Origin of the sequence: Cohnella caldifontis (assembly GCF_029360585.1) — a bacterium.
Taxonomy (GTDB): domain Bacteria; phylum Bacillota; class Bacilli; order Paenibacillales; family Paenibacillaceae; genus Cohnella; species Cohnella caldifontis.
Genome location: NZ_JAQZSJ010000009.1, coordinates 58,399 through 82,436, shown reverse-complemented (window position 1 = coordinate 82,436; position 24,038 = coordinate 58,399). Strand labels below are relative to the sequence as shown.

Annotated in this window: 20 protein-coding genes; 15 read left to right on the top strand and 5 right to left on the bottom strand. The window is 62.6% G+C overall.

What is annotated here, in order from left to right; all coding sequences use genetic code 11:
* From PTZ19_RS14225 to cobO, 8 genes are read left to right on the top strand one after another with little or no spacing between them, the layout of a single operon-like run.
* Window positions 1–789 (top strand): ABC transporter ATP-binding protein, encoded by a 789-nt coding sequence (locus PTZ19_RS14225; RefSeq protein ID WP_276355611.1) that lies wholly within the window; start codon window positions 1–3, stop codon window positions 787–789.
* Window positions 782–1,840 carry a nicotinate-nucleotide--dimethylbenzimidazole phosphoribosyltransferase gene (gene cobT / locus PTZ19_RS14220; protein ID WP_276355609.1) on the top strand — a complete coding sequence of 353 codons (1,059 nt, stop codon included), beginning with the start codon at window positions 782–784 and terminating at the stop codon, window positions 1,838–1,840. The genes PTZ19_RS14225 and cobT overlap by 8 nt, the downstream gene beginning before the upstream one ends.
* Window positions 1,837–2,397 (top strand): bifunctional adenosylcobinamide kinase/adenosylcobinamide-phosphate guanylyltransferase, encoded by a 561-nt coding sequence (gene cobU / locus PTZ19_RS14215; protein WP_276355607.1) that lies wholly within the window; start codon window positions 1,837–1,839, stop codon window positions 2,395–2,397. The genes cobT and cobU overlap by 4 nt, the downstream gene beginning before the upstream one ends.
* A gap of 4 nt (window positions 2,398–2,401) precedes the next feature.
* The gene (gene cbiB, locus PTZ19_RS14210) at window positions 2,402–3,385 is read left to right on the top strand and encodes an adenosylcobinamide-phosphate synthase CbiB (RefSeq protein ID WP_276355605.1); all 984 of its coding nucleotides are present in this window, start codon (window positions 2,402–2,404) and stop codon (window positions 3,383–3,385) included.
* Window positions 3,355–4,164: an adenosylcobinamide-GDP ribazoletransferase gene (gene cobS / locus PTZ19_RS14205; protein ID WP_276355602.1), complete on the top strand. Its 810-nt coding sequence runs from the start codon at window positions 3,355–3,357 to the stop codon at window positions 4,162–4,164. Before cbiB ends, cobS begins: the two co-directional genes overlap by 31 nt.
* A gap of 12 nt (window positions 4,165–4,176) precedes the next feature.
* The gene (gene cobD, locus PTZ19_RS14200) at window positions 4,177–5,241 is read left to right on the top strand and encodes a threonine-phosphate decarboxylase CobD (protein ID WP_276355599.1); all 1,065 of its coding nucleotides are present in this window, start codon (window positions 4,177–4,179) and stop codon (window positions 5,239–5,241) included.
* Entirely contained in the window at window positions 5,238–6,830 is a 1,593-nt protein-coding gene (locus PTZ19_RS14195) for a cobyric acid synthase (protein WP_276355597.1), read from the top strand. The genes cobD and PTZ19_RS14195 overlap by 4 nt, the downstream gene beginning before the upstream one ends.
* Window positions 6,823–7,371: a cob(I)yrinic acid a,c-diamide adenosyltransferase gene (cobO, locus tag PTZ19_RS14190; protein WP_276355594.1), complete on the top strand. Its 549-nt coding sequence runs from the start codon at window positions 6,823–6,825 to the stop codon at window positions 7,369–7,371. Before PTZ19_RS14195 ends, cobO begins: the two co-directional genes overlap by 8 nt.
* A gap of 316 nt (window positions 7,372–7,687) precedes the next feature.
* Here the strand turns inward: cobO and odhB are convergent, their stop codons facing one another.
* Entirely contained in the window at window positions 7,688–8,995 is a 1,308-nt protein-coding gene (gene odhB / locus PTZ19_RS14185) for a 2-oxoglutarate dehydrogenase complex dihydrolipoyllysine-residue succinyltransferase (RefSeq protein ID WP_276355591.1), read from the bottom strand.
* On the bottom strand, window positions 8,988–11,912 hold the full coding sequence (locus PTZ19_RS14180; protein ID WP_276355589.1) for a 2-oxoglutarate dehydrogenase E1 component: 2,925 nt from the start codon (window positions 11,910–11,912) through the stop codon (window positions 8,988–8,990). The genes odhB and PTZ19_RS14180 overlap by 8 nt, the downstream gene beginning before the upstream one ends.
* A gap of 102 nt (window positions 11,913–12,014) precedes the next feature.
* On the opposite strand from PTZ19_RS14180, the gene PTZ19_RS14175 reads away from it, so the two are divergent.
* Entirely contained in the window at window positions 12,015–12,377 is a 363-nt protein-coding gene (locus PTZ19_RS14175) for a hypothetical protein (RefSeq protein WP_276355586.1), read from the top strand.
* A gap of 240 nt (window positions 12,378–12,617) precedes the next feature.
* Window positions 12,618–13,856, top strand: coding sequence for a hypothetical protein (locus tag PTZ19_RS14170; protein WP_276355583.1), 1,239 nt, complete (start codon window positions 12,618–12,620; stop codon window positions 13,854–13,856).
* A gap of 153 nt (window positions 13,857–14,009) precedes the next feature.
* Here the strand turns inward: PTZ19_RS14170 and PTZ19_RS14165 are convergent, their stop codons facing one another.
* From PTZ19_RS14165 to PTZ19_RS14155, 3 genes are read right to left on the bottom strand one after another with little or no spacing between them, the layout of a single operon-like run.
* Window positions 14,010–15,581 carry a DUF3369 domain-containing protein gene (locus PTZ19_RS14165; protein WP_276355581.1) on the bottom strand — a complete coding sequence of 524 codons (1,572 nt, stop codon included), beginning with the start codon at window positions 15,579–15,581 and terminating at the stop codon, window positions 14,010–14,012.
* A gap of 5 nt (window positions 15,582–15,586) precedes the next feature.
* Window positions 15,587–17,101: a sensor histidine kinase gene (locus PTZ19_RS14160; RefSeq protein ID WP_276355578.1), complete on the bottom strand. Its 1,515-nt coding sequence runs from the start codon at window positions 17,099–17,101 to the stop codon at window positions 15,587–15,589.
* A gap of 32 nt (window positions 17,102–17,133) precedes the next feature.
* Window positions 17,134–17,517 carry a hypothetical protein gene (locus PTZ19_RS14155; RefSeq protein WP_276355576.1) on the bottom strand — a complete coding sequence of 128 codons (384 nt, stop codon included), beginning with the start codon at window positions 17,515–17,517 and terminating at the stop codon, window positions 17,134–17,136.
* A gap of 196 nt (window positions 17,518–17,713) precedes the next feature.
* On the opposite strand from PTZ19_RS14155, the gene PTZ19_RS14150 reads away from it, so the two are divergent.
* The 5 genes from PTZ19_RS14150 (at window position 17,714) to PTZ19_RS14130 (ending at window position 24,036) form a co-directional block, all read left to right on the top strand.
* A complete protein-coding gene (locus PTZ19_RS14150) occupies window positions 17,714–18,001 on the top strand; it encodes a late competence development ComFB family protein (protein ID WP_276355574.1) in 288 nt (95 codons plus the stop codon).
* Window positions 18,002–18,083: 82 nt separating this feature from the next.
* Window positions 18,084–19,307 carry a flagellar filament capping protein FliD gene (gene fliD / locus PTZ19_RS14145; RefSeq protein ID WP_276355572.1) on the top strand — a complete coding sequence of 408 codons (1,224 nt, stop codon included), beginning with the start codon at window positions 18,084–18,086 and terminating at the stop codon, window positions 19,305–19,307.
* Window positions 19,308–19,469: 162 nt separating this feature from the next.
* Window positions 19,470–20,360, top strand: coding sequence for a DUF72 domain-containing protein (locus PTZ19_RS14140; protein WP_276355570.1), 891 nt, complete (start codon window positions 19,470–19,472; stop codon window positions 20,358–20,360).
* Between the two features lie 6 nt (window positions 20,361–20,366).
* Complete coding sequence (locus tag PTZ19_RS14135) at window positions 20,367–21,929, top strand: NAD(P)H-hydrate dehydratase (protein WP_276355569.1); 1,563 nt, start codon at window positions 20,367–20,369, stop codon at window positions 21,927–21,929.
* Window positions 21,930–22,056: 127 nt separating this feature from the next.
* Entirely contained in the window at window positions 22,057–24,036 is a 1,980-nt protein-coding gene (locus PTZ19_RS14130; RefSeq protein WP_276355566.1) for an ATP-binding protein, read from the top strand.
* Window positions 24,037–24,038 lie beyond the last annotated feature (2 nt).

Below are 24,038 nucleotides of genomic sequence, written 5' to 3'. Positions count from 1 at the left end.
ATGCTGCACGTGGAAGGTATTCGGAAAACGTACGGGGAAACTTCCGTGCTTACGGGCGTCGGATTTACGGTTAGGCGCGGGGAATGCTTCGGCATCCTCGGCCCGAACGGCAGCGGCAAGTCCACGCTGCTCAAGCTGATCTCCGGCGTGGAGAAGCCGGATGCCGGCGCCATCGAATTGGACGGGAAGCCGCTGTCCGCCTATTCGCGCAAGCAGCTGTCCCGGTTGCTGGCCGTCCTGCAGCAGGAGGCGCTTCCTCCCGTCGGGTTCACGGTGAGGGAAGTGATCGAAATGGGCCGGCATCCTTATCGGAATTGGATGGGCGAAGAAGCGCCGGAGACGGGAGCGATCGTGGACGCGATCATCGACAAGCTGGGACTTACTCGCCTGCAGGACCGTTCCCTTCACGTCCTGAGCGGCGGGGAGCGGCAACGGGCGGCATTGGGGAAGGCGATGGCCCAGCAGCCCCGGCTGCTCCTGCTCGACGAGCCGACCACCTATCTCGATATCGGTTACCAGGTCCAGATGATGGACCGCATCAAAGCTTGGCAGCGCGAGCAGGAGCTGACCGTGATCGCGGTGCTGCACGATCTCAATCTCGCGGCGCTGTATTGCGACCGAATGCTGCTGCTTAAGGGCGGCGTCGTCCGCGCGATCGGAACCGCGGAGGATATCCTGCGGGAAGAACTGATCCGCGAGGTGTACGGCACATCGCCGGTGCTCGTCCGGCATCCGGAGCATCGGGTGCCGCAAATCATGCTGAGGCAAGGGGGAACCCGCGATGAATGAACTGAACCGGACGTTAGCGCAGATCGCGACGCCGGACGAATCCGCCCGGCAAGCGGCGGCCCGTTATCTGGACACGCTGACCAAACCGCCGGGGAGCCTGGGCCGGTTGGAGGAGCTCGCCGTGCAGCTGGCGGGCATCACGGGGGAGCTGCGCCCGGACCTCGCGGCGAAGGCGGTCGTCGTCATGGCGGCCGACCACGGCGTGTGCGAGGAGGGCGTAAGCGCGTTTCCGCAGGAAGTCACCGCGCAGATGGTGATGAACTTCCTCGGAGGCGGCGCCGCGATCAACGTGCTGGCCCGCCAAGCGGGCGCGGCCGTCTTCTGCGTCGACATCGGCGTCAAAGCCGAGCTGAGCCACGAGGCGCTCCGCGTGCGCAAGGTGCGGCCCGGCACCGCCAATATCGCCCGGGGTCCGGCGATGAGCCGCGAGGAGGCGGCCCGTGCGATCGAAGCCGGGATCGCGGTCGCGCGGGAACTGGCCGGACAAGGGTTCAAGGTGCTGGCGACCGGCGAGATGGGCATCGGCAACACGACGCCCAGCGCCGCGATGATGGCCGTGCTGTGCGGCATCGATGCCGAGCATACGGTCGGACGCGGAACCGGCGTAGATGACGCGGGCGTGGAGCGGAAACGGGACGTTATCCGGCGGGCCATTGCCTGTAACGCTCCGGACGCCGGCGACCCGCTGGACGTGCTGGGCAAGCTGGGCGGCTTGGATATCGCCGGGTTGACCGGCTTGATTTTGGGCGCCGCGGCCGAGCGCCTCCCGATCGTCGTCGACGGCTTTATCTCTACCGTCGCCGCGCTCACGGCCGTTCGGCTCGCCCCCCAGGCGATCGGGTACCTGATTCCGTCCCACCTGTCGCAGGAGCAGGGGCATCGGCTTCTGTTGGAGCGCCTGGGCCTTGCTCCGATGCTGGATATGCGCATGCGGCTCGGTGAAGGCACCGGCGCCGCGCTGGCTTTCCCGCTGCTGGACGCCGCCGTCAGCATCATGCGGGAGATGGCCACCTTCGAAAGCGCCGGCGTGTCGGGAGGCCCATCCGCATGATCGCGCTGATTACCGGAGGCGCCCGGAGCGGCAAAAGCCGGTTCGCCGAACGGTACGCCGCCGCGCTGGGAGCGAGCGGACTTTACTTGGCGACGTCGGAAGTATTCGACGCGGAGATGCGCAAACGCGTGGACCGGCATCGGGAACGCCGGGAAAACTCGGGTTTTGCCTGGGAGACGGTCGAGGAGCCGTTCGACCTCTCCGGGGTGCTCGCCGCAGCCGGCCATCCCGTGATTCTCGTGGATTGCTTGACGCTCTGGCTGTCGAACTGGCTGCTGAGATACGAGAACGAGGAAGACCCGGAAACCCTCATCTGGTCTCGAATCGAGGAGTTGACGGCAACGTTGTGCGGGCATGCCGGAACGGTGCTTCTGGTCAGCAACGAGGTCGGGGACGGAGTGGTGCCGGAAACCAAGCTCGGCCGCCAATACCGGGATTTGTCCGGTTGGATGAACCAGCGGGTGGCCGAGGTCAGCGACCAGGTGTTCCGGGTGACGGCGGGCATCCCGGTCGAGCTGAAAAGCTTGGCGTTCCGGCTGCCGGAAAGGGAGGTTTGAGCGGGTGCTGTTCTTTTCCTGGCCGGAGACGCTCCTCATGCTGATCGCCGCGCTTCTGATCGATTGGGTGATCGGCGATCCGAAACGGATCCCGCATCCGGTCGTGTGGATCGGCAAATGGATCGCGTTGTGGGAAGGGAAACTGCTGCCCCGTCCGGCCAAACGTCTGAACGGCGTCCTGCTGGTCCTGTTCGTGACGGGGAGCGCCTTCGCCCTGACTTGGGCGGCGGTGTCGCTCGCGGCGTGGATCCATCCCTGGTTGGGCTATGTTCTCCAAACTTGGCTGATCAGCACCACCATAGCCGTCAAAGGCTTGAAAGACGCCGCCATGCTGGTGTATAAGCCCCTGAGCCGAGGGGATATGGAAGAGGCGCGGAAATATACCGGGTACATCGTCGGGCGCGATACGGACGGGCTGGACGCCCCGGAGCTGTCCCGGGCGGCGGTGGAGACGGTGGCGGAGAACGCGGTGGACGCCTTCGTCTCGCCCCTGTTTTTCGCGCTGCTCGGGGCGGCGCCGCTGGCGATGCTTTACCGGGCCGCGAACACGCTGGATTCCATGGTCGGCTACCGTAACGACAAATATTTGCGCTTCGGCTGGGCATCGGCCAGGTTGGACGACGTGCTCAATTGGATTCCGGCCCGGCTGACGGGGCTGCTGCTCGGGGCGGCGTCGGTATTCCTGCCTTCCGCTTCGCCCCGCCGCGCTTGGAAGTCGATCCGAACGTTCGCCCGCTTGCATCCGAGCCCGAACAGCGGCATCCCCGAAGCGGCCGTGGCGGGCGGCCTCGGCATCCAGCTGGGGGGCGTCAATCGATACGGAGGAGTGGTCAGCGAACGGGCCCGGCTGGGCTGGCCGCTCCGTCCGCTCGAACAAGCCGACATTTTGCGCGCGATCCGGCTGCTGTACGGCGTCAGCTATCTCGCGATGGGAGGATTGCTATGCGGAGTTTTAGGGTGGCTGTGGCAGGCTGGCTGGAAGCCGTAGCCGCCGCTTTTCAATTTCTGACCCGTTTTCCGCTTCCCGTCGCGATCGATTATAAGGACCGCCATTTTCGCCGGAGTCTCGTGTTCTACCCCGTCGTCGGGCTTGCGATCGGGGGCGTGCTCGTGCTAGCGGGCGCCGCTTTGCGGGGAGCGGTTCCCGGTTATATGGCCGGGATTTTGCTGGTCGGCTTGTGGACGGCGATGTCCGGGGGCTTGCATCTGGACGGGCTGATGGATACGGCGGACGGCTTGCTCAGCCATCGCTCCAGGGAACGCATGCTGGAAATCATGAAGGACAGCCGGGTCGGCGCGATGGGCGTGATGGTCTGCGTCTTTTACGCTCTGCTCAAGGTATCGGCTGCCGCAGGCCTGCTCGGGAACGCGGGGATGAAAGAAATGCTGCTGCTCCTGCCGGTCCCGGTCTGGAGCCGGGCTTTTCTCGTGACCGCGATCGTCCGCTGGCCTTATGCCCGGCGGGAATCGGGACTGGGCGCCCTGTACCGCACCGCGACGGGAAAGCATGCGTTTATCGCCTTCGCTGCGGCATTCGCGATTACGGCGCTGCTCTTTTCGCTGCCGGCATTCGGCGGATGGAGCGCAGCGGCGCTCGCCTGGACTGCCGCTTACGGCGCGGCGGCTTACGGCGTCGGCGCCGTCCTGGCGTCGGCCGTCTCCCGCAAGCTGGGGGGGCTGACAGGGGACGTATACGGCGCGCTGAACGAGTGCATCGAGCTGGTCTTGCTGCTGGGCATCGCGATTTACCGATATCACGCGGGGTAGGGGGAACGAACGATGGGGATGGAGCGTTACGGCCACGGCGGCGACTGGCTGACGGCGAACGAAGTGTACGGCAAGCCCGCGGACGGCTGGCTCGATTTCAGCGCCAACATGAATCCGTGGGGACCGCCGGAGATCGTCGGCACGCTGATGAAAGAACGCTGGAGGGAGATCGCCCGGTATCCGGATCCGGCGGTTCGGGGGCTGCGCCGCAAGCTCGCGGAAGCGTACGGCATTCCGGAGGAAAGCATCCTGGCGGGCAACGGAGCGGCGGAGCTGATCGACCTGGCCGTCCGCGTGCAACGTCCGGAGGAAATCGTTCTGGCCCGTCCCTCCTTCTCCGAATACGAAGACGCGGTGCGCAAAGCGGGAAGCCGGGTGCGGGAAGCGTTCCTGCGGGAAGACGAAGGTTTCGAGCTGCGCGACCCTGAACCTTTCGCCTCGCGCGCCGTGTTTCTCGGCCATCCGAACAACCCGACCGGCCGCTTGATCCCGCAGCCTTTTCTGGAGCGGCTCTGGGAGTCGGGCTCGAACCTCTTGCTGGACGAGGCGTTTATCGACTTCTCGCCGGACGAGCACTCGATTTCCTGGATCCGGCGGGCGGCGGAGTCGGACCGGGTGCTCGTCATCCGTTCCATGACCAAGTTTTACGCCATGCCGGGCATCCGCCTCGGATTCCTGGCGGCGCACCCGGACCGGATCCGCCGAATGGCCGCGCAGCAGACGCCTTGGAGCGTCAATTTCCTCGCGCAGATGATCGGGGAAGCGGTCCTGGACGAGTCGGAATACGCGGAACGGACCCGTGCCTGGCTGCAAGAGGAGCGTCCTTGGCTGGTCGGCGGGCTGCGTTCGCTCGGGCTGACGGTCTACCCGGGAGACGCGAATTATTTGCTCTTCTCGCTGCGCGGGCACGCCGGATGGGACGCAGCCCGGCTGCAGCGGGCGATGGCGGAGAAAGGCATCCTGGTTCGGGACGCCTCCCGGTTCGCCGGCCTGGATTCCTCCTATATCCGCGTCGCGATCCGCCTGCGGCAGGATAACGAGCGCCTGCTGAAAGCGCTGAAGGAGTGTCTGACATGAACGAGGCAGCCGGAAAGCCCGCGGCAACGCTCATGCTGCAGGGGACGGCCTCCGACGTCGGCAAAAGCCTGCTGACGGCGGCGCTGTGCCGAATATTCAAGCAGGACGGTTACCGGGTGGCCCCGTTCAAATCCCAGAACATGTCCCTGAATTCTTATGTGACGCCGGACGGCAAAGAGATCGGCCGGGCCCAGGGCATGCAGGCGGACGCCTGCGGAATCCCGGCGACGACGGACATGAATCCGATCCTGCTGAAGCCGAAGAAAGACATGGCGTCGCAGGTCGTCGTGCACGGCAAGCCGATCGGCGATTGGGACGCGCGGGCGTATCGGGAACGGTATTTGCCTCTGGCCGAAGGGATCGTGAAGGAGGCGCTCGGCCAGCTTCGGGGCGAGTACGAGATCGTCGTGCTGGAAGGAGCCGGAAGCCCGGCCGAAGTGAACCTGAAGGACCGCGACATCGTGAACATGCGGCTCGCCTCCTGGGCGGACGCGCCGGTTCTGCTCGTGGCGGACATCGACCGGGGCGGCGTCTTCGCGTCCGTCGTCGGCACGATGGAGATCCTGGAGCCGGAGGAACGCGATCGCGTCCATGGCGTCTTGATCAATAAATTCCGCGGCGACGCAACGTTGCTGAAGCCGGGCCTCGAGTGGCTGGAAAGGCGCATCGGCAAGCCCGTGCTGGGCGTCATTCCTTATTTGGACGGGCTGACGCTGGAGGACGAAGATTCCGCTTCGCTGGACGGCAAAAGCCGGGCTCCCTCGGCTACGGCTGCTGCTGAGGTGCGCGGCAGGGAGCAGCCGCTGGACATCGCGGTCATCCGGCTGCCCCGGATCTCCAATTTCACGGACTTCGATCCGCTGGCCCGCGAGCCCGGCGTTACGGTACGCTACGTCCGCTCGGCGAAGGAGTGGGGCTCGCCGGACGCCGTCATCCTGCCGGGCAGCAAAAACACCGTCGAAGACTTGCGGTTTCTTCGGGAATCCGGCTTGGAGGAGCAGCTGCTCCGCCATATCGGAAGCGGCGGGAGCGCGGCCGGCATCTGCGCGGGGTATCAGATGATGGGCTGCCGCCTGCTGGATCCGGACCTCGTCGAATCCGACGTGCCGGAGCTCCCGGGACTCGGCGTCTTCCCGATGGAAACGGTGTTCGCGCGGGATAAGCGGACGGAGCAGGTGGTCGGCGCGGTGGCGGCGGAAGAGCTGGGAACGCCCGGCACGCCGATCGAAGGGTATGAAATCCACATGGGGCGGACCCGGTTCCTGGAGCCGGTCGTCTCCCCGTTCCGGATTCGGCGGCGCCGGCTTCCGGAGACGCCCGAGGCTTACCATGCGGATGGCGTAGTCACCGCGGGCGGGCGCCTGTGGGGCACTTACGTGCACGGCGTGTTCGACAATGACGAATTCCGCAGGGGTTGGCTGAACGGGCTCCGGCAGGGCAAAGGAATGGCGGTGCCGGAGAACGCCGTTTCGTATCGGGCGCTTCGGGAATCGTCCTTCGACCGGTTGGCGGACCACGTCCGGCAGCATGCGGATTTTGACGCGATCTATGAAATTTTATGGAGAGGGATGGCGAGGGCGGATGGATAAGCCGAGCAAGGAGCGCGGGCTTACGCTCGTATACACGGGGGACGGCAAGGGCAAAACGACGGCGGCCATGGGGCTGGCGGTCCGCGCGGCGGGCCGGGGCTTCAAGGTGCTGGTCATCCAGTTCATCAAATCCCCGCAGCGCACGTACGGGGAGAAGCTCGTGTTCGACAAGCTGGGCATCGAGATCGTGCAGAAAGGCATCGGTTTCACCTGGTTGAAAACGCCGGAAGAGCACCGTGAGGCTTTAAGGACGGCGTGGGCGTTTACCAAGGAACGCATCCAGGCCGGGGAGCACGGGCTGATCGTCCTGGACGAAATCAACAACGCGCTGGCCATCGACTCGTTTCCGGTGGACGACGTGCTGCCCTTGGAAGAGGTGCTGCAGACGATCCGGGAGCGGCCGCAAGGCATGCATCTCGTGCTGACGGGACGGGGGGCCAAGCCGGAAATCATCGAAATCGCGGACCTCGTGACGGAAATGAAGCCGATTAAGCACTATTACGAGCAAGGCGTCCCGGCGGTCATGGGGATCGAAATGTAGCAAGGCAGAGGAATGCTAGGAATAGGCGGAAAAAAGGCGGGTCTCCGGTGAACCGGACGCGGGAAGAGGCCGCGTTGCCGGTGCCGAGGCGCCCGCCTTTTGGCGTTTCGGAAGACCCGCAACCTCCCGAGTAAGCCGATGTCCGATTTTTCCGTACATCTCGTTCGAAATTCCGCAAAAGCGCCGCCGTTATCCGGTTTTTCCGTACATCTCGTTCGAAATTCCGCAAAAGCGCCTCCGATGTCCGACTTTTCCGTACATCGGACCGGAGCGCGGACACTCCCAACGGCTTGTTTATGGCTTGGCCGACTCGAAATTACCCTTCCAGCAGCAACGTTTCCGGATCTTCGAGCATTTCCTTGATCCGGACGAGGAAACGTACCGCCTCCGCGCCGTCCACGATCCGGTGGTCGTAGGACAGGGCCACGTACATCATCGGGCGGTTGGCCATCCGCTCCGCGTCCAGGGCGACCGGGCGCGTCTGGATTTTGTGCATGCCGAGGATGCCGACCTGCGGCGCGTTCAAAATCGGGGTCGAGAGCAGCGAGCCGAACACGCCGCCGTTCGTGATCGTGAACGTGCCGCCTTGCAGGTCGGCCAGCTCCAGGGCGTTGCTGCGCGCCTTGGCGGCGAGCTCCGCGATTTTGCGCTCGATTTCGGCGAAGCCGAGCCGGTCCGCGTCGCGGACGACCGGCACGACGAGCCCTTCCTTGGCCGCGACGGCGATGCCGATGTCGTAATACTGCTTGACGATGATGTCTTCGCCGTCGATCTGGGCGTTCAGGAGCGGGAACGCCTTGAGCGCGCCGACGACCGCCTTCGTGAAGAAGGACATGAAGCCCAACCCGACTTCATGCTTCTCGAGGAACGATTGCTTGCGCCGCTTGCGGATGTCCAAAATCGCCGTCATGTCCACCTCGTTGAACGTCGTGAGCATGGCGGCGTTGTGTTGGGCGGCGACGAGGCGTTTGGCGATGGTGGCCCGGCGGCGGGACATGCGCTGGCGCACCTCCGGCTTGCCGGAAGCCGGAGACGGGGCAACGGCGGGAGCGGGGGCCGCGCCGCCCGCCTGTGTCCTCGCCGCCGCAGGGGCAGGAGCGGCCTGCGGCGCGCCGGCGGAACGTACGTCTCCCGGATACACGCGGCCGAGCGGGTCCCGCGCTTCGATCCGGCTCAGGTCGATGCCTTTCTCGCGGGCCAGCTTGCGCGCGGCGGGCGTCGCGGACACGTCGGCCGGCGCCGCGGCATCCCCCCGCGACACCGGCATCGATTCCGAGGCCGCCGCCGTCCTGGGGCTCTGCGCAAAGCCGCCGGTCGGTCCGGCGGATGCCGGTGCCGCCTCCGCCGTCTCCACCGGCGCCGCTGCGGCCCCTCTGCCTTGCGGGGCTTCGCCGGCCGCGATCCGTCCGACCGCTTCTCCGATCTGCACGGTATCGCCTTCCTGGCGCAGGATTTCGGCCACGACTCCGTCTTCTTCCGCGCTGATCTCCAGGTTGACCTTGTCCGTCTCCAGCTCGAGCAGCAGGTCACCCCGTTTCACTTCTTCCCCGACCCGGACCGCCCATTTGGCGATGGTGCCTTCCGTGATCGACTCGCCCATGGCGGGCACCCTGATTTCAGACATCTCCGTTCCCTCCCGTAGTTTGGGCGGCCAACGCCCGCGGCGTCAGCGCCTGTGAGATGATGAGCTGCTGCTCGAACGAGTGCACTTGTTGGAAACCGCTGGCCGGGCTCGCGCGTTCGGGACGTCCGATATAGCGGACGGAAACTCCCGGCGGAGCCAGTTCGCGGAGACGGGGTTCCGCGAAAAACCAAGCGCCCATGTTCTGCGGCTCCTCTTGCACCCAGCACAATTCCCGCACCTTGGAAAACCGGCCCAGCACGGCCTTGATCTCCTCGGCCGGGAAAGGATAAAGCTGCTCGACGCGTACGATATGCAGCCAGTCCGGCCGATCCTTGGCGCTTTCGCCGTTCGTTTTGTCGAGTCCCTCCGCCAGGTCGACCGCCACTTTGCCGGAGCAGAAAAGGATCCGCTCCACGCGCTCCGGGGACGTGCCCAACCCGGGATGCTCCAGAATGGCGCCGAACGATCCGGAGCTGAATTCCGACGGGGAAGAGGCGACGCGCGGATGCCGGATCAAGCTTTTCGGCGCCATCAGCACGAGCGGGCGCGCGGCTTCGGTGCCGCATAGGGCGGCCTGTCGGCGAAGCAAATGGAAATATTGGGCCGCGCTCGACAAATAGGCCACCATCCAGTTGCGTTCCGCCGACAGCTGGAGAAACCGCTCCAGCCGGGCGCTGGAATGTTCCGGTCCCTGACCTTCATAGCCGTGCGGCAGCAGCAGCGTCAGGCTGGACCGCTGCTTCCATTTGGAGTAGCCCGCGGCGATGAATTGGTCGATCAGCACTTGGGCCGCGTTGGCGAAATCCCCGAATTGCGCCTCCCAAATGACCATGGTGTCGGGGGCGTACACGTTATACCCGTACTCGAAGCCGAGCACGCCGGCCTCCGAAAGGGGACTGTTGTGGATCGCGAAGGATGCCTTCGCTTCCGGAAGGTGCTGCAAGGGGCAAAACGTATCGTCCGTCTCGTAATCGTGCAGCACCAGATTACGGTGGGCGAACGTCGCCCGTTCGACGTCCTGCCCGCTGAGCCGGATCGGCCGCCCGTCCGCGAGAATGCTGGCGAAGGCGAGCGTCTCCGCATGCCCCCAATCCACTTTTCCGCCTTCGTCCCAAATATTCGCCCGGCGCTCCAAAATCCGCTGCAGCTTGGGATACACGCGGAAGCCGTCCGGCCGCTGCAGCAGTCCTTCGTTCAACCGGCGCAGCCGCTCCGGTTCGACGGCCGTGCGGATCGGCGCTTCGGGCCGCCGCTGCGCGCTCGGACCGTCTTGATGGACGGGAGCGGCCCGTTCCTGGAGCTTGACTTCTTCATAGGCTTCGTTCAGGCGGTTCTCCGCTTCCGCTTTCAACGCTTCCGCCTCGGCGGGTGTCAATACGCCTTCGCGGATCAGTTTGTCCGCATAGAGGGACGCGACCGGCGGATGTTCCTTCAGTTTGCGGTAGATCAAGGGCTGGGTCGTCTCGGGATCGTCGGTCTCGTTATGCCCGTGCCGGCGGTAGCCCACCAAGTCGATCAGGAAGTCCTTGTGGAATCGAGCCCGGTAGGAGGAGGCCATTCGGGCGGCGGCCAAGCAGGCTTCAGGATGGTCCGCATTAACGTGGACGATGGGGATTTCGTACCCTTTGGCCAAATCGCTGGCGTAATGGGTCGAACGCGCGTCCCGGCTGCTCGTGGTAAAGCCGATCCGGTTGTTGACGATGATATGGATCGTGCCTCCATTGGAGTACCCGGCCAGGTTATTGAAATTGAGCGTCTCCGCGACGACGCCTTCGCCGGGGAAGGCCGCATCCCCGTGCAACAAGATGGCGGCGGCCAAATCCGAATCGCGCCCCGGAGCGCCCGGCCGGCTGCGGTCTTCCTGCGCCGCGCGGGTGAAGCCCATGACGACCGGATTCACGAATTCCAAATGGCTCGGATTATTGGCCAGCGTAAGCCGGGTTTCCGCCGTCTGTCCGGTCGCGATCGACCGGTTGGCCCCCAGATGGTATTTCACGTCGCCTGTCCATCCGAAGCTGATGCCGATCGATCCTTCGGACGGGATCAAGTTTTTGTTGGGAGAATGGTGGAACTCCGAAAAAATGTTGCCGTACGGTTTTCCCAGCACGTGGGCCAATACGTTCAAGCGGCCGCGGTGGGCCATGCCCATGAGGATGTGCCTTACGCCCGCGTTCGTCAGTTCGTGCACGATTTCCTCGGCCATGGCGACGACCGCTTCGATCCCCTCCGCCGAAAACCTTTTTTGCCCGACGAACGTTTTATGGAGAAATTCTTCGAAAACTTCCGCCGCGGTCAACCTTTTCAGCAAAGTCCGGCGTTCCTCCGTTCCTAGAACGGAGGAGGGAATGAGCTCCTCCGCCTGCTGTTTCAGCCAGCGCAGCTCCTCCTCGTCATGGACATGGGAGAATTCGTAGGCGATCGTGCCCGTGTAAATCCGAAGCAGCGTCCGTACGGCTTCCCATCCGTTCTGAAGCGGATAGGGCGCGTCGCTCCATACCCATTCGGCGGGCAATTCCGCCAAATCGCCGGGCGAGAGCCCGTACGTGGAAGGGTCGAGCAGACGGACGTTGGCTTTCCGCCCGATTCCGAGCGGATCGATGTCGGCGGCCAGGTGGCCGAACGAGCGGATGTTCATGACCAGCTTGCCCGCCGCGATTGAATTGCGCAGGGAATCGCCGCCTCCGCTTGCAAGCCGGGCGGCATCGGTTCCCGGCACGGTTTGGGTTCGGGGAAGTCCTTCCCCACCGTCTTCCTCCGGGAACGGCGGCGCGCCCAATCGCGAGAAAAGCTCCCGAAACTCCGGGCTGACCGCTTCCGGATCGCGAGCGTAACGTTCGTACTGTTCCCACACGTAGCCCAGGTTCGGGCCGTAGAGCTGTTGCCACGGCGCTTCCGGGTCGATTCGGTTGTTCGGCATTCCAGCATCCCTTCCGCGGTTGATGATCGGTGAGCTATCCGTATGTTTCCCAACGCCGGAGGAAAGATAACGGGAAACCGGAAAGGAAGGGGAAATCAGGGAATGCCGCGTTATATTACCATGAGAGGTCCCAAGAGAAAGCCGGATGGTTTTAAGGATCTGGGGACGAACGCCGAAGCTGCCGGTACGTTGGGCGACGAAGCGGTTGGCTTGGCCGGCGAACGGGCATTGGATGAAGAAACGGGGGGGATTTTCGAGCGCGGGAGGTTGGATCGCGCCGCCGCCGGGGAATTCGATTCCGACGTGAACGACGACCCCGGCCGCGAAAAGCAGCTCGACCGTTCGTTCGCGGACTGGACGAACGGCCTCATCGCCGAACAGGTTCGGCGGCAAGCGGAGATGACCCGGGTTCCGGGGGATTCGGTCTTCGAGGCCGCCGAAGAGGTCGCCGAGCAGCCTCGATAAGAGGGACGCACCCGGCCTGCAAATGGATCAACGCTATCCAATGCGGACATAGACCGGAGCGAAAGCGGGCAGCACTTCGATTCGCTGATGGAGGATCGTAGGGTACGCGGAAAACGAGCGGAATCGTAAACGCCCAGAAGGCGCCGTAAAAAGCGGCAGTATCGAACGCCCGCGCATACCGGCCAAAAGTGGGGGAGATACGATACTTTCTTTCTCAACGCCCGCGCATACCGGCCAAAAGTGGAGGAGATACGAAACTTTCTTTCTCAACGCCCGCGCATACCGGCCAAAAGTGGAGGAGATACGAAACTTTCTTTCTCAACGCCCGCGCATACCGGCCAAAAGTGGAGGAGATACGAAACTTTCTTTCTCAACGCCCGCGCATACCGGCCAAAAGTGGAGGAGATACGAAACTTTCTTTCTCAACGCCCGCGCATACCGGCCAAAAGTGGAGGAGATACGAAACTTTCTTTCTCAACGCCCGCGCATACCGGCCAAAAGTGGAGGAGATACGAAACTTTCTTTCTCAACGCCCGCGCATACCGGCCAAAAGTGGAGGAGATACGAAACTTTCTTTCTCAACGCCCGCGCATACCGGCCAAAAGTGGAGGAGATACGAAACTTTCTTTCTCAACGCCCGCGCATACCGGCCAAAAGTGGAGGAGATACGAAACTTTCTTTCTCAACGCCCGCGCATACCGGCCAAAAGTGGGGGAGATACGAAACTTTCTTTCTCAACGCTCGCGCATACCGGCCAAAAGTGGAGGAGATACGAAACTTTCTTTCTCAACGCCCGCGCATACCGGCCAAAAGTGGAGGAGATACGAAACTTTCTTTCTCAACGCCCGCGCATACCGGCCAAAAGTGGAGGAGATAAGAAACTTTCTTTCTCAACGCCCGCGCATACCGGCCAAAAGTGGAGGAGATAAGAAACTTTCTTTCTCAACGCCCGCGCATACCGGCCAAAAGTGGGGGAGATACGATACTTTCTTTCACAACGCCCGCGCATACCGGCCAAAAGTGGAGGAAATACGAAACTTTCTTTCTCAACGCCCGCGCATACCGGCCAAAAGTGGGGGAGATACGAAACTTTCTTTCTCAACGCTCGCACATACCGGCCAAAAGTGGAGGAGATACGAAACTTTCTCTCTCAACGCCCGCGCATACCGGCCAAAAGTGGAGGAGATACGAAACTTTCTTTCTCAACGCACGCGCATACCGGCCAAAAGTGGGGGAGATACGAAACTTTCTTTCTCAACGCTCGCACATACCGGCCAAAAGGGGAGGAGATACGAAACTTTCTCTCTCAACGCCCGCGCATACCGGCCAAAAGTGGAGGAGATACGAAACTTTCTTTCTTTTCTCAACGTCAGCCGTTCTATCGGCCAACAACGGGAAATTCGGGAACCGCTGAGTAAAATGTGGGGGAACTTGTTCCCCCTGAATGAATTCGTACGTTGGGCGGGAACCAAGCGGTGACAGGCGGGCAGTGGCACGACGAGGCATGGCAAATCGCTGCGCGGAATCGCAACCATCCCCCCGCATCCCCCTGCGTCATCCTCCGTCACCCTGCGTCACCCTGCTCCACCCCGCGTCCCCCGATCCACCCCGCGTTACCCCGCGTACCCCGCGTTACCCCGCGTTCCGCGAACCGTCGCCGTACTGGTCGCGGATTTTCAGGATGGCGTCCAGGTTCTCGAAGAAGATGTCGACCAGCCGGGGGTCGAAATGCTTGCCCCGCTGCTGGCGGAAGAACTCGAGGATGTCCTCGAGCGGCCAGGCCTGCTTGTACACGCGCTCGCTGCCGAGGGCGTCGAAGACGTCCGCCAGCGCCGTGATCCGGCCGTAGACGTGGATGTCTTCGCCCGACAAACCGTTCGGGTACCCGCTGCCGTCGTATTTCTCGTGATGCTGATGGGCGATGATCGCCGCGGTTTTGATGAGTTCCCGGCTGGAGTGGTTAAGCATCTCGAATCCGTAACGGGCATGCTGCTTGATGAGAGCGAATTCCTCGTCCGTCAGCTTGCCCGGCTTATTGAGCACGGCGTCGGGGATGGCGACCTTGCCGACGTCGTGCATGGAGGACGCCATCCGCACGAGCTCCGCTTCCTCTTCGGGCAGCCCGTACCCCAGCGCCAGCAGCTTGGAGTACTCCGCCACCCGCTTGACGTGGTTGCCCGTCTCCTGGGAGCGGGATTCCGCGATTTCGCCCAGCGTGAAAATGATTTCCTTCTGGGTCGTTTCGACCTCTTCGTTCAAGTACAGGTTTTCGAAGGCAACCGACACGTTGGAGCAGTAGATTTCGATCAAATACCGGTTCCATTCGTTCAGCGTCTTCGATCCTTCGAAATAAATGACGTTCTCCCGGCCGGTTTTGCTTTCGAAATAACAGGTGAAGTAGTCCGTCTCGTCGAACAGGCTCCGCTTCTCCCGGAACGAGATCTCGATCCGCCGTAGCACGTCCGCCGGAACGACCTCCTCGATTTTCTCCAGGTTGCCTTTCGCGTAGTCTCCCGTTGCCGCGAGAATATAGATTTCTTCTTGCCCCTTCGCCACGGCGAAACTGTTGCAATGCACCGCGTTCTTGTGCAGGTTCAGGATCGAGGTGAGCTGCGTCAGCACGCCGGAGGCGAATTTCTTGAGCGACTTGACCTCGAACAGGTCCGCCGACGATTTGATGATCTTCTCGAGCCCCACCTTGTTGCTCTCGATAACCATGATGTCCCGGTACGCGCGCAGCGCGGCCATCACCGTCGTGTACAGCTTTTGCGCGGTCAGTTCCGTCTTTTCTTTGTAGTCGTTGATGTCGTAGTCCTTGATGACGAGCCTTTCGGGCGCCTGGCCGGGCTGGCCGGTCCGAAGAATGATCCGCGCCGCATCATATTTCAGTTCATCCCGGATGAATTGGACGAGCTTCAGACCGGAATCCTCCGCGTCCATCACGACGTCGAGCAGGATGATCGCGGCGTCCGGATGGTCCGGAATGACCTTCAGCGCCTCCGCCTCCGAATAGACGCTCACGAACCCGAGGCGCCGGCCGTCGAATTCGAAGTCGTCCAGCACGAGCCGCGTCAGATGGTGGACCTCGGGGTCGTCGTCCACGATGATGACTTTCCAGCTCTCGGGCTCGGTACCGACGGAGGGAATCGGGTTATCCGGTGATTCGTCTGCAAAGATGAGCAAGTCTTCTTGAGGGCCGGTCATGGGGATCATCTCTCATTCATCGGAATTTGGATCGTGAATCGGGTGCCTTCCCCGAGGGTGCTCTCGCATCGGATCGTGCCGCCAAGCGATTGGGTGACAAGGTTGTACACGATATGCATGCCAAGCCCGGTTCCGCCGTTGCCCCGTTTGGTCGTGAAGAAAGGATGGAAAATCTGTTCGAGCACTTCCGGCGGCATGCCCTTGCCGTCGTCGGCATACCGGATCGTCACGCGTCCGTCCCGTTCCTTCCGGATATCCAGCGTGATCCGGCCTTCTTCATCCGGCTCGTACGCATGGATCAGGGAGTTCATGATCAGGTTGGTGACGATCTGGGAAAGCGCGCCGGGATCGCTGTAGATCTCCAGCCCGTCCGGCCCTTCCACTTCCACGCGGTGTTTCGTTTTCTTGAGCTGCGGATGCAGGCTGACGAGAATTTCCCTGACGTATTCCTTGACCGGGAACTTGCGCTTCATTTCGACGGACCGGTCGACCGCCACCTGCTTGAAGCTGCGGACAAGCTCCGACGCCCGGGACAGATTGCTCTGGATCATGCCCGTGGTTTCGCGGACATGCTTCAGGAACTCCTCCAGATCGGAACGTTTCATGGCGTTGGAGCGGTACACGGTCTCGAATTCTTTCGCTTTCTCCGCCATGAACGACGCGGCGGTGACGCCGATGCCGAGCGGCGTGTTGATTTCGTGGGATACGCCGGCTACCAGACTGCCGAGCGCCGACATTTTCTCCGATTCCACCAATTGCTTCTGCGCCTGCTGCACGGTCCGAAGCGCCTGCTGAAGCTCGTTGTAACGGGCTTCCTGGTTCTGCACCATTTCGTTGAAGGCTTCGGCGACGACGTTGATTTCCTGGCTGGCCCCAAGCTCGACCGGCTCGTACGGCGTGCCTTCCTTCACGGACAACGCCGCTTCGCGGATGATCAGCAGAGGCCGGATCAGCATTCTCCGGATAATGGCATGCAGCGCCGCGAGCAGCAGCAAGGTAATGCCGAAACTCGCCGCGACGATCAGCAAAGTCCGCTGCCGGACCAGCTCTTCTTTTCCCGAGGTGTCCAAAAGAAGCTCGATGGCGCCGACCGTGGCGCCGTCCTCCTTGAGGGGGGCGACGAGCCGGTTTTGCGGGATGCCGTCCGCTCCGCGGAATTTTTCCACGATCGTTTTCCCGGACCGGAGGGTGGAAACCAGCCCCCGCGGAGATGGCGTCCCGACCCGCTCGCGGTTCGTGGAAGCGAGGATTTTATCGGCTCCGTATAAGGTAAGCTCGATGACGTTGGCGTTCTTGTATTGGATGTAATCGAAAATTTGCTGGACGTCCTCGATGTTGTGCGATTCCTCGTATCGGCCGTTGATGGCGGTGGTCATGCCGTCAAGCTGGCTGATATAGGTCTCCTGGACGGACTGCCGCAAATTGTAGGAATCGAACCAGACGACGGCCGACATCATGACGACGGTGACGGTCACGACCAGGACGAGTATGCGGTACTGCAGGCTGAGTTTACGGGACATGCGGCTCTCCTCTGGCTTGTCCGATTCCGGCGTCATTCGATTTCGAAATCGATCGTTTGGGTGACGTCATAAGGCGTATGGTCGTTATTGTGCAAAGATACTTTGAGCGTGTGCGGTCCGGGCTGAAGATCGGGAAACTCGTAGCGGTTTTCTTTGACGCCGATCTTATCGCCGTTGTCGAGATACATGTGAATATGGCCCTCGCCGGCTTTGCGGGCTTGACCGTAGTGCTCGGGCGAGATATGCATGTCCGTCGTCACGTCGACGGTAAGCGTTGTCCCGTTCACCTTCCAGGCGACGTCCAGCTTCGGTTTGAAGCCGCCTTGCTTCTGTACTTGGGAGCTGGCCGCCCGATCGCCGCAGGACGAGAGCAGCAGGCAGCCGGCCAATAGGAAATAAACCGTCCATTTTTTCATCGGATCACCCCGTGTTTCCCCATGGTTTGGGCATACGCAACATTTCTACAACCGCCCCGGAAAATCCTTCCGGTCCGGTCGTTTTAAAGGGGATTTCGTCGAAATCGGCAGGGACTTCCGGATGAAACTCTTTCAACCGGGTGGGCCGCATGGTAAAGTGGGGCTAGCGAACATCGATTTCACGAGGAGAGATGGGATGAAGCCGACCCGGGAATTGCCCGTTCTGAACGCGATGGAACCGATCGTCATTCAGCTGTTCGAAGATAATTATTTGAAGGAACGCGCGCTCGTCTGCGATTGCGACAGATGCCAGCTGGACATCCTGCTGCTCGCCTTGAACCAACTGCCGCCCAAATACACGTCCACCCAAACCGGGGAAGCGTACATCAAGGCGCTTTATCTGAATCCCCAGTTGAAATCGGATATTTTGAAGGTGTTAACCCAAGCCGTCCAGGTGATCGAAAACAATCCGAGCCATCCGTAAGCGGTCGAAACTCCGTTCTTGAAAGATACGGATTCGAATGGTAGATTGACAGTATATGGATTTCGTTCGAGGTGAATTCCTTATGCCGGGTTCGATCCCATCGGTCCAACGGATCATGGCGGCGACGTACGCGCACAATCTGACGTATTACCGCCAGCCTGTCGAATGGCCCTTCGCCAAGACGGCGAGGGGGGGTTCTTCTTCGCCGGCGGATCCGTTATACCGGGCGGCCGCTTCCGGCCTTTCCTCCGTGTTGAAAGGGGCCAAAGACTTGCGCGCCTCCGCGGAGGACCTGCTCGATTCGGGCGGCTCGGCTTTCCAGTCCCGCGAGGCGAGGTCGTCGGACAAGACGGCCGTGGCCGCTTCGGCTTCCGACGGGGCGAAAATCGCTTCCTACAGGATCAAGGTCGATCAGACGGCGGCCGCTCAGGTCAACGGCGGCACTTGGTTGTCCGCGGCTTCCCCTGCGGCGATTCAGGGCGGGACGAACGAAATGAAAATCACGGTCGGGGGCAAAACGTCCTACGTATCGGCGTTTATTTCCGGCAGCGATACGAACGGCCAAGCGTTGGCGAAGATCCGGGACGCGATTAACGGCGCCCACGCCGGCGTCACGGCGAGAATCGTGAACGACGCCAAGGCCGGGACCGCGAGGCTGGAGCTCACGGGCGATGCAACGGGCGCGAAGAACGCGTTCGGCGTCGCGGACGTGACCGGCAACGCGGCCGCTGCCGCCGGGATCCGGAACGTCACCGCCGCGGCGGCAGACGCCGTCTATTCGGTGAACGGCGGCCCCATCCGGATCTCTTCCTCCAACACGATCGAGCTGGAGAAGGGCAAGGCGTCGGCTACCCTGCTTAAACCGACGTCCCAAGACGCGGAAGTACGGGTGGAGCCGAACGCGCAGGAGATCGTCGACCGGGTCAAACGGCTCGCGGCGGACTACAATGCGCTGCGCCGGAGAATGGACGAATCGGGGGCCTTTCTCAGTCCATCGGTTAGGCGGGGCTTGGATTCGGCGGTTCAAGGCTACGAATCGATCGGCTTGAGACGGAAAGCGGACGGAACGCTGGAGCTGGACGAGTCCAAGTTCAAGGCAAGCCTGGAGTCGCGCTACGACGATACCCGGGATGACGTGTCCGGCCGGTTCGGATTGGCGGGCAAGCTGTCGAGCGCGGCCGGCCGGTTGGAGGACGTACCGCCCGCGAGCCTGCTGAGTTCCTCCTTCCGGAACTTGCAGACGACGTATGCGTCGAAGTACCGTTTGACGCTGCAGCCGGGCCTGCTCTTCGACGGATCGTTTTGAGCCGAAGCACCCGGATTTCGACTCCGCTCCCGCGGTCATGGGGGGCGGAGTTTGTTTTTGCAACGGCGGCATCGGGAAAAGACGAAGCCTATGTTTTAGCATTCCTCCCACGGGGTCTATAATTGAGAGAGGAATATGTCGCAACGCGGGGGAGGAAACGGGATGATCCGCATCGGGCTTGCGGGCTGGGGGGATCACGACAGCCTGTATCCGCCGGGCACCAAGCCGCAGGATAAGCTGAAACGGTACGCGCGGAAATGGCCGGTCGTGGAGGTGGACAGCACGTTTTACGCGCTCCATTCCCCGGAGAGGCTCGCGGCCTGGACGAACGAAACCCCGGACGGCTTCCGCTTCGTCGTCAAGGCGTACCAGGCGCTGACCGGGCATCGGCGGGGAAAACCGGGAAACGGCTCGCTGGAGGCGGATTTCGAAGCTTTCCGCGCCTCGCTGGGGCCGATGATGGAGGCCGGAAAACTAAGCGCGGTTTTGTTCCAGTATCCGCCTTGGTTCGATTGCACGCGGGACCATATCCGGGAGCTCCGGGGGGCGAAGGAACGCATGGCTGGGATTCCGTGCGCCCTGGAATTCCGGCACCAAAGCTGGTTTACGGAGGCTTACCGGGAGAAAACCTTGGCTTTCATGGAGACGGAGGGGTGGATCCACAGCGTCTGCGACGAACCCCAGACGGGCACGGGCTCGGTGCCGACCGTCCTGCGCGCGACGGATCCCTTCTTGACGATCGTGCGAATGCACGGCCGCAACGCGGCCGGGTGGGAGTCGGGCGGCGGCGCGAACTGGCGGGAAGTGCGCTACTTGTACGATTACGGCGAACCGGAACTGGCGGAGTGGCGGCAGCGGCTGGAGTTGCTGGAACGCCAGTCGGATCCGGACGGGGACATCCTCGTCATCTTCAACAACAATTCCGGCGGCCATGCGGCGGGCAACGCGGCTGCCTTGATGAGGCTGCTCGGCCAGGAGGCCCCGGAGTTGGAAATTGCCCGGCGGGAGCCGGAGCAGCTCGATTTGTTCCACATTCCGGGGATGGAGGAGTGATTCCGCATGCGGCTGGTGTCCGCGGAAGAAATGAGGGCGGTCGACCGCTATGCCATCGACGCGCTGGGCATACCGGCGCTCGTGCTGATGGAGAATGCCGGCCGGGCGGTCGCCGATGAGGTCATCCGATTCGAAGGGGGCCGGTCTCAAGAACGGCGGAGGCGTAACGGCGCGGCCCCGCGCTGGATCGTGCTGGTCGGCAAAGGGAACAACGGCGGGGACGGCATCGTCTGCGCCCGCCATCTGGCGGACGCGGGATACGACGTTCTGCTGCTGTACGCGGAGCAGCCGGACGGCTGGGGCGGCGAAGCCGGCACGCAGCGGGACATCGCCCGCCGAATCGGCATTCCGTCCGCGATTTACGGGACCGGAGAGCCGGTTGCCTGGGAAGCGTGGGACGGGATCGTAGACGCCTTGCTCGGAACGGGAGCGTCGGGCGCGCCGCGGGAGCCGTACGCGGCGCTCATCCGCGAAGCCTCGGCCAGCGGGCTTCCCGTCGTGGCGGTGGATTTGCCCAGCGGGCTTAACGCCGACACCGGGGAAGCGCTCGATCCTTGTTTCCGCGCCCGGATCACGGTTGCGCTCGCGGCCGCGAAGCGGGGCCTTTCTCAGCATCCCGGCGTCAGCTATGCGGGAGAAGTGGTCGTCCGGCCGATCGGCATTCCGGAGATCGCGTTCCGGCACGCGGATATCCGCACCTTCCGGCTGGATGCCGAAACGATGCGGTCGCAGCTCGGGCTCGCCTTCCCGCCGGAGCGGCCGGCCGACGCCCATAAGGGCACGTTCGGCCACGCGCTGATCGCGGCGGGTTCGCGGGAGATGAGCGGCGCCGGCCTGCTGTGCGCGAAGGCGGCTCTCCGGTCCGGCTGCGGGCTGGTATCCTGGGCGGTACCGGAGGGCTTGTCGCCGGCGCTGGCCGGGCGTTTGCCCGAGGCGTTGCTCCGGACGGCGGCGGACGGCGGCAGCGGGGATTGGCGCATGGTGCCGGCGGAACGGCTCGCGGAGCTGGCGGCCGGCAAGCAGGCCATGGTGATCGGTCCCGGCATGGGCCGCTGGCCGGGGGATTCCGCTTGGCTGCGCGAACTATGGGATCGCTTGGATACGGCGCTCGTGCTCGATGCCGACGCGCTGAACATGTTGGCGGAAGCCGGCGAGCCGTTTCTCCGTTGGCCGCGGAAAGAAACGCCCGTCGTCCTCACTCCGCATCCGGGGGAGATGGCGCGGCTGTGCGGCTTGTCCGCGAAGGAAGTCCAGCGGGACCGTATCGAATCGGCCCGCCGGTTTGCCGCCGCGCACGGCGTCACGCTGGTGCTCAAAGGGGCCGGGACGGTCGTGGCGGCTCCGGACGGCCGGGCGTTCGTCAACCCCACGGGCAATCCGGGAATGGCGACGGGAGGATCGGGCGACGTGCTGGCAGGCTTGATCGGAGGGCTGCTCGCGCAAGGTTTGGACGGTCCGGGTGCCGCGGCGGCGGGGACGTACGCGCATGGGGCGGCGGGGGACCGGGCGGCGGCCGCCCGGTTTTCTCCCGGCTCCCTGATCGCAGGGGATATCGTGGATGCGTTATGAAACCGCAAACCCGGGACTTCGGTTCCGCTCCTCCGCTTTCTTTGTCAAGGAAGGAAAATCATTCCTGCGCATGGAATAGGTATGGAGTTGCATTGCGCGTGAGTAGAGACCCAAGGGGAGAACGTACGTGTCGAAAAGCAGGCGTCTCGCTGGATGGATCGGTATAACGCTGCTGTTGGTGGATGTCGGATGCGCGGTTGCCGTTCAAGGGGATCTTTACCTGGAAACAGCGGCGAGCGGCGTGCTGCAGGCGCTGGCTTCTTTATATGCCGCGGTTCTGCTGACGCTGGCCTCCCTCCGTTCCGCGGAAGAAAAGTACTGGCGTTGCTATGCCGCGAGCGCCTATTTCTTTTTCGTCGCGCAAAGCATTTGGCTGGCGGAGTATTTTCTCACCGGTCAGGTCTCGGATCGGATCGGCGCTCCGGAAGTGCTGTGGTCCCTGCAGTATGTCTTCATCCTGACGGGATTGTATTTTCAGCGAAAATCCATGACGACGCCGACGTATCCCTTTATATTCGACATTCTGTTGTTTACGACGGTGTCGCTTGCGCTTTATTGGCAGCTGTTCATTCAGCCGAAACCGAGCGGATTCGATCCGAGCGAGGCTTTGACGCTGTACCACTTGTTCGGCTCATCGGTCAACCTGGTGATCCTGACCTTCCTGATGATTTTCGGATGGCCCCGGGCGACGAAGGGGATCCGCAATCTCCTGATTGCCGCGTTCCTTCTCCGAACCGTGTCCAGCTCCTTCTCTTGGTTCCTCGAAGGCCGGCCCCATTGGCAAGGCTTCGGGCTGGAATTGACCGATTTCTGTTGGTTCGCCAGCTTCCTGTGCTTGGGCTTCGCCGGGATGGCGAAGGGAACCGCCGATCCGAAGGCGCCGGCGATCGCGGGCACCGCGAGTCCCAAGCGGTATTTTCCCCTGGTCGTCGGAGGGTTGCTGCTGGTGCTGCTCCTGGCGGGCTCTTATCCCGCAACGCCCGTCACGCTCGCCTGCCTGATCGGCGTAGCGTTGATGCTGATCCGGCTGTTCTTGGGGATCCGCGAATCCGAAGCGGTGTACCGGTCGTTGTGGGAGACGAACCAGACGTACCGCAATTGGACGGAAAACGCGCTCGTCGGCGTATTCATCGAACAAGACGACCGGATCGTTTTCGTGAACCGGCATTTCGAAGAAATTTTCGGGTACGAGCGGGGGCAAATGCTCGGCCGATCGATTTTAAGCCATATTTCCATGTCCGACGTTCCCAAATTTCTGGCCGAAGTCGGCAAGCTGCAAGAGAATTTGCCCACTACGCGGTTCGAAGTGAACGGGTTCCGGAAAGACCAGTCCTTGCTGTACCTGGAGATCCATCTCTCGAAAACGTATTTTCAAGGGAAGTCGTCGCTGTCCGGTACGTTAGTCGATATCACCGAACGCAGGATGTCGGAGCAATACCTCATCCGATCGGAGAAGCTGTCGGTCGTCGGCCAGCTTGCGGCGGGCGTCGCCCACGAGATCCGCAACCCCCTGACCGCGCTGAAAGGCTTTACGCAGCTGCTGCACCAAAATTCGGACGACAACCGCAAATATTACGAGATCATGCTGGCGGAGCTGGAAAGAATCAACTACATCGTCGGGGAGTTCATGATGCTCTCCAAGCCGCACAACCGCCAGCAGCTCAAAGAGCACGATCTTCACCGCATTTTGATGAGCATCATTCCGATCCTGGAATCCCAGGCCATCCTGCACAACGTCATGATCCGGATCGAGCCGCCCCGGCAGCTGCCCATGGTCAAGTGCGACGAAAACCAGATCAAGCAGGTGCTCATCAACCTGATGAAAAACGCGATCGAAGCGATGCCGGGCGGCGGAACGGTCACCGTCCGGTTCGAGAACGACGCGCCGAAGCGGGAGCTGACGGTGCAGATCGACGACCAGGGAGTGGGCATGCCGCCGGAAATCCTGGAACGGTTGGGCGAGCCTTTCTTGACCACCAAGGAGAAGGGAACCGGTCTCGGACTTATGGTATGCTATAAAATCATCCAGGCGCATGAAGGCCGCATGTCCGTCAGCAGCCAGCCCGGGCAAGGAACGAGCATCCAGCTGGTTCTGCCCGCGCGTTAGGA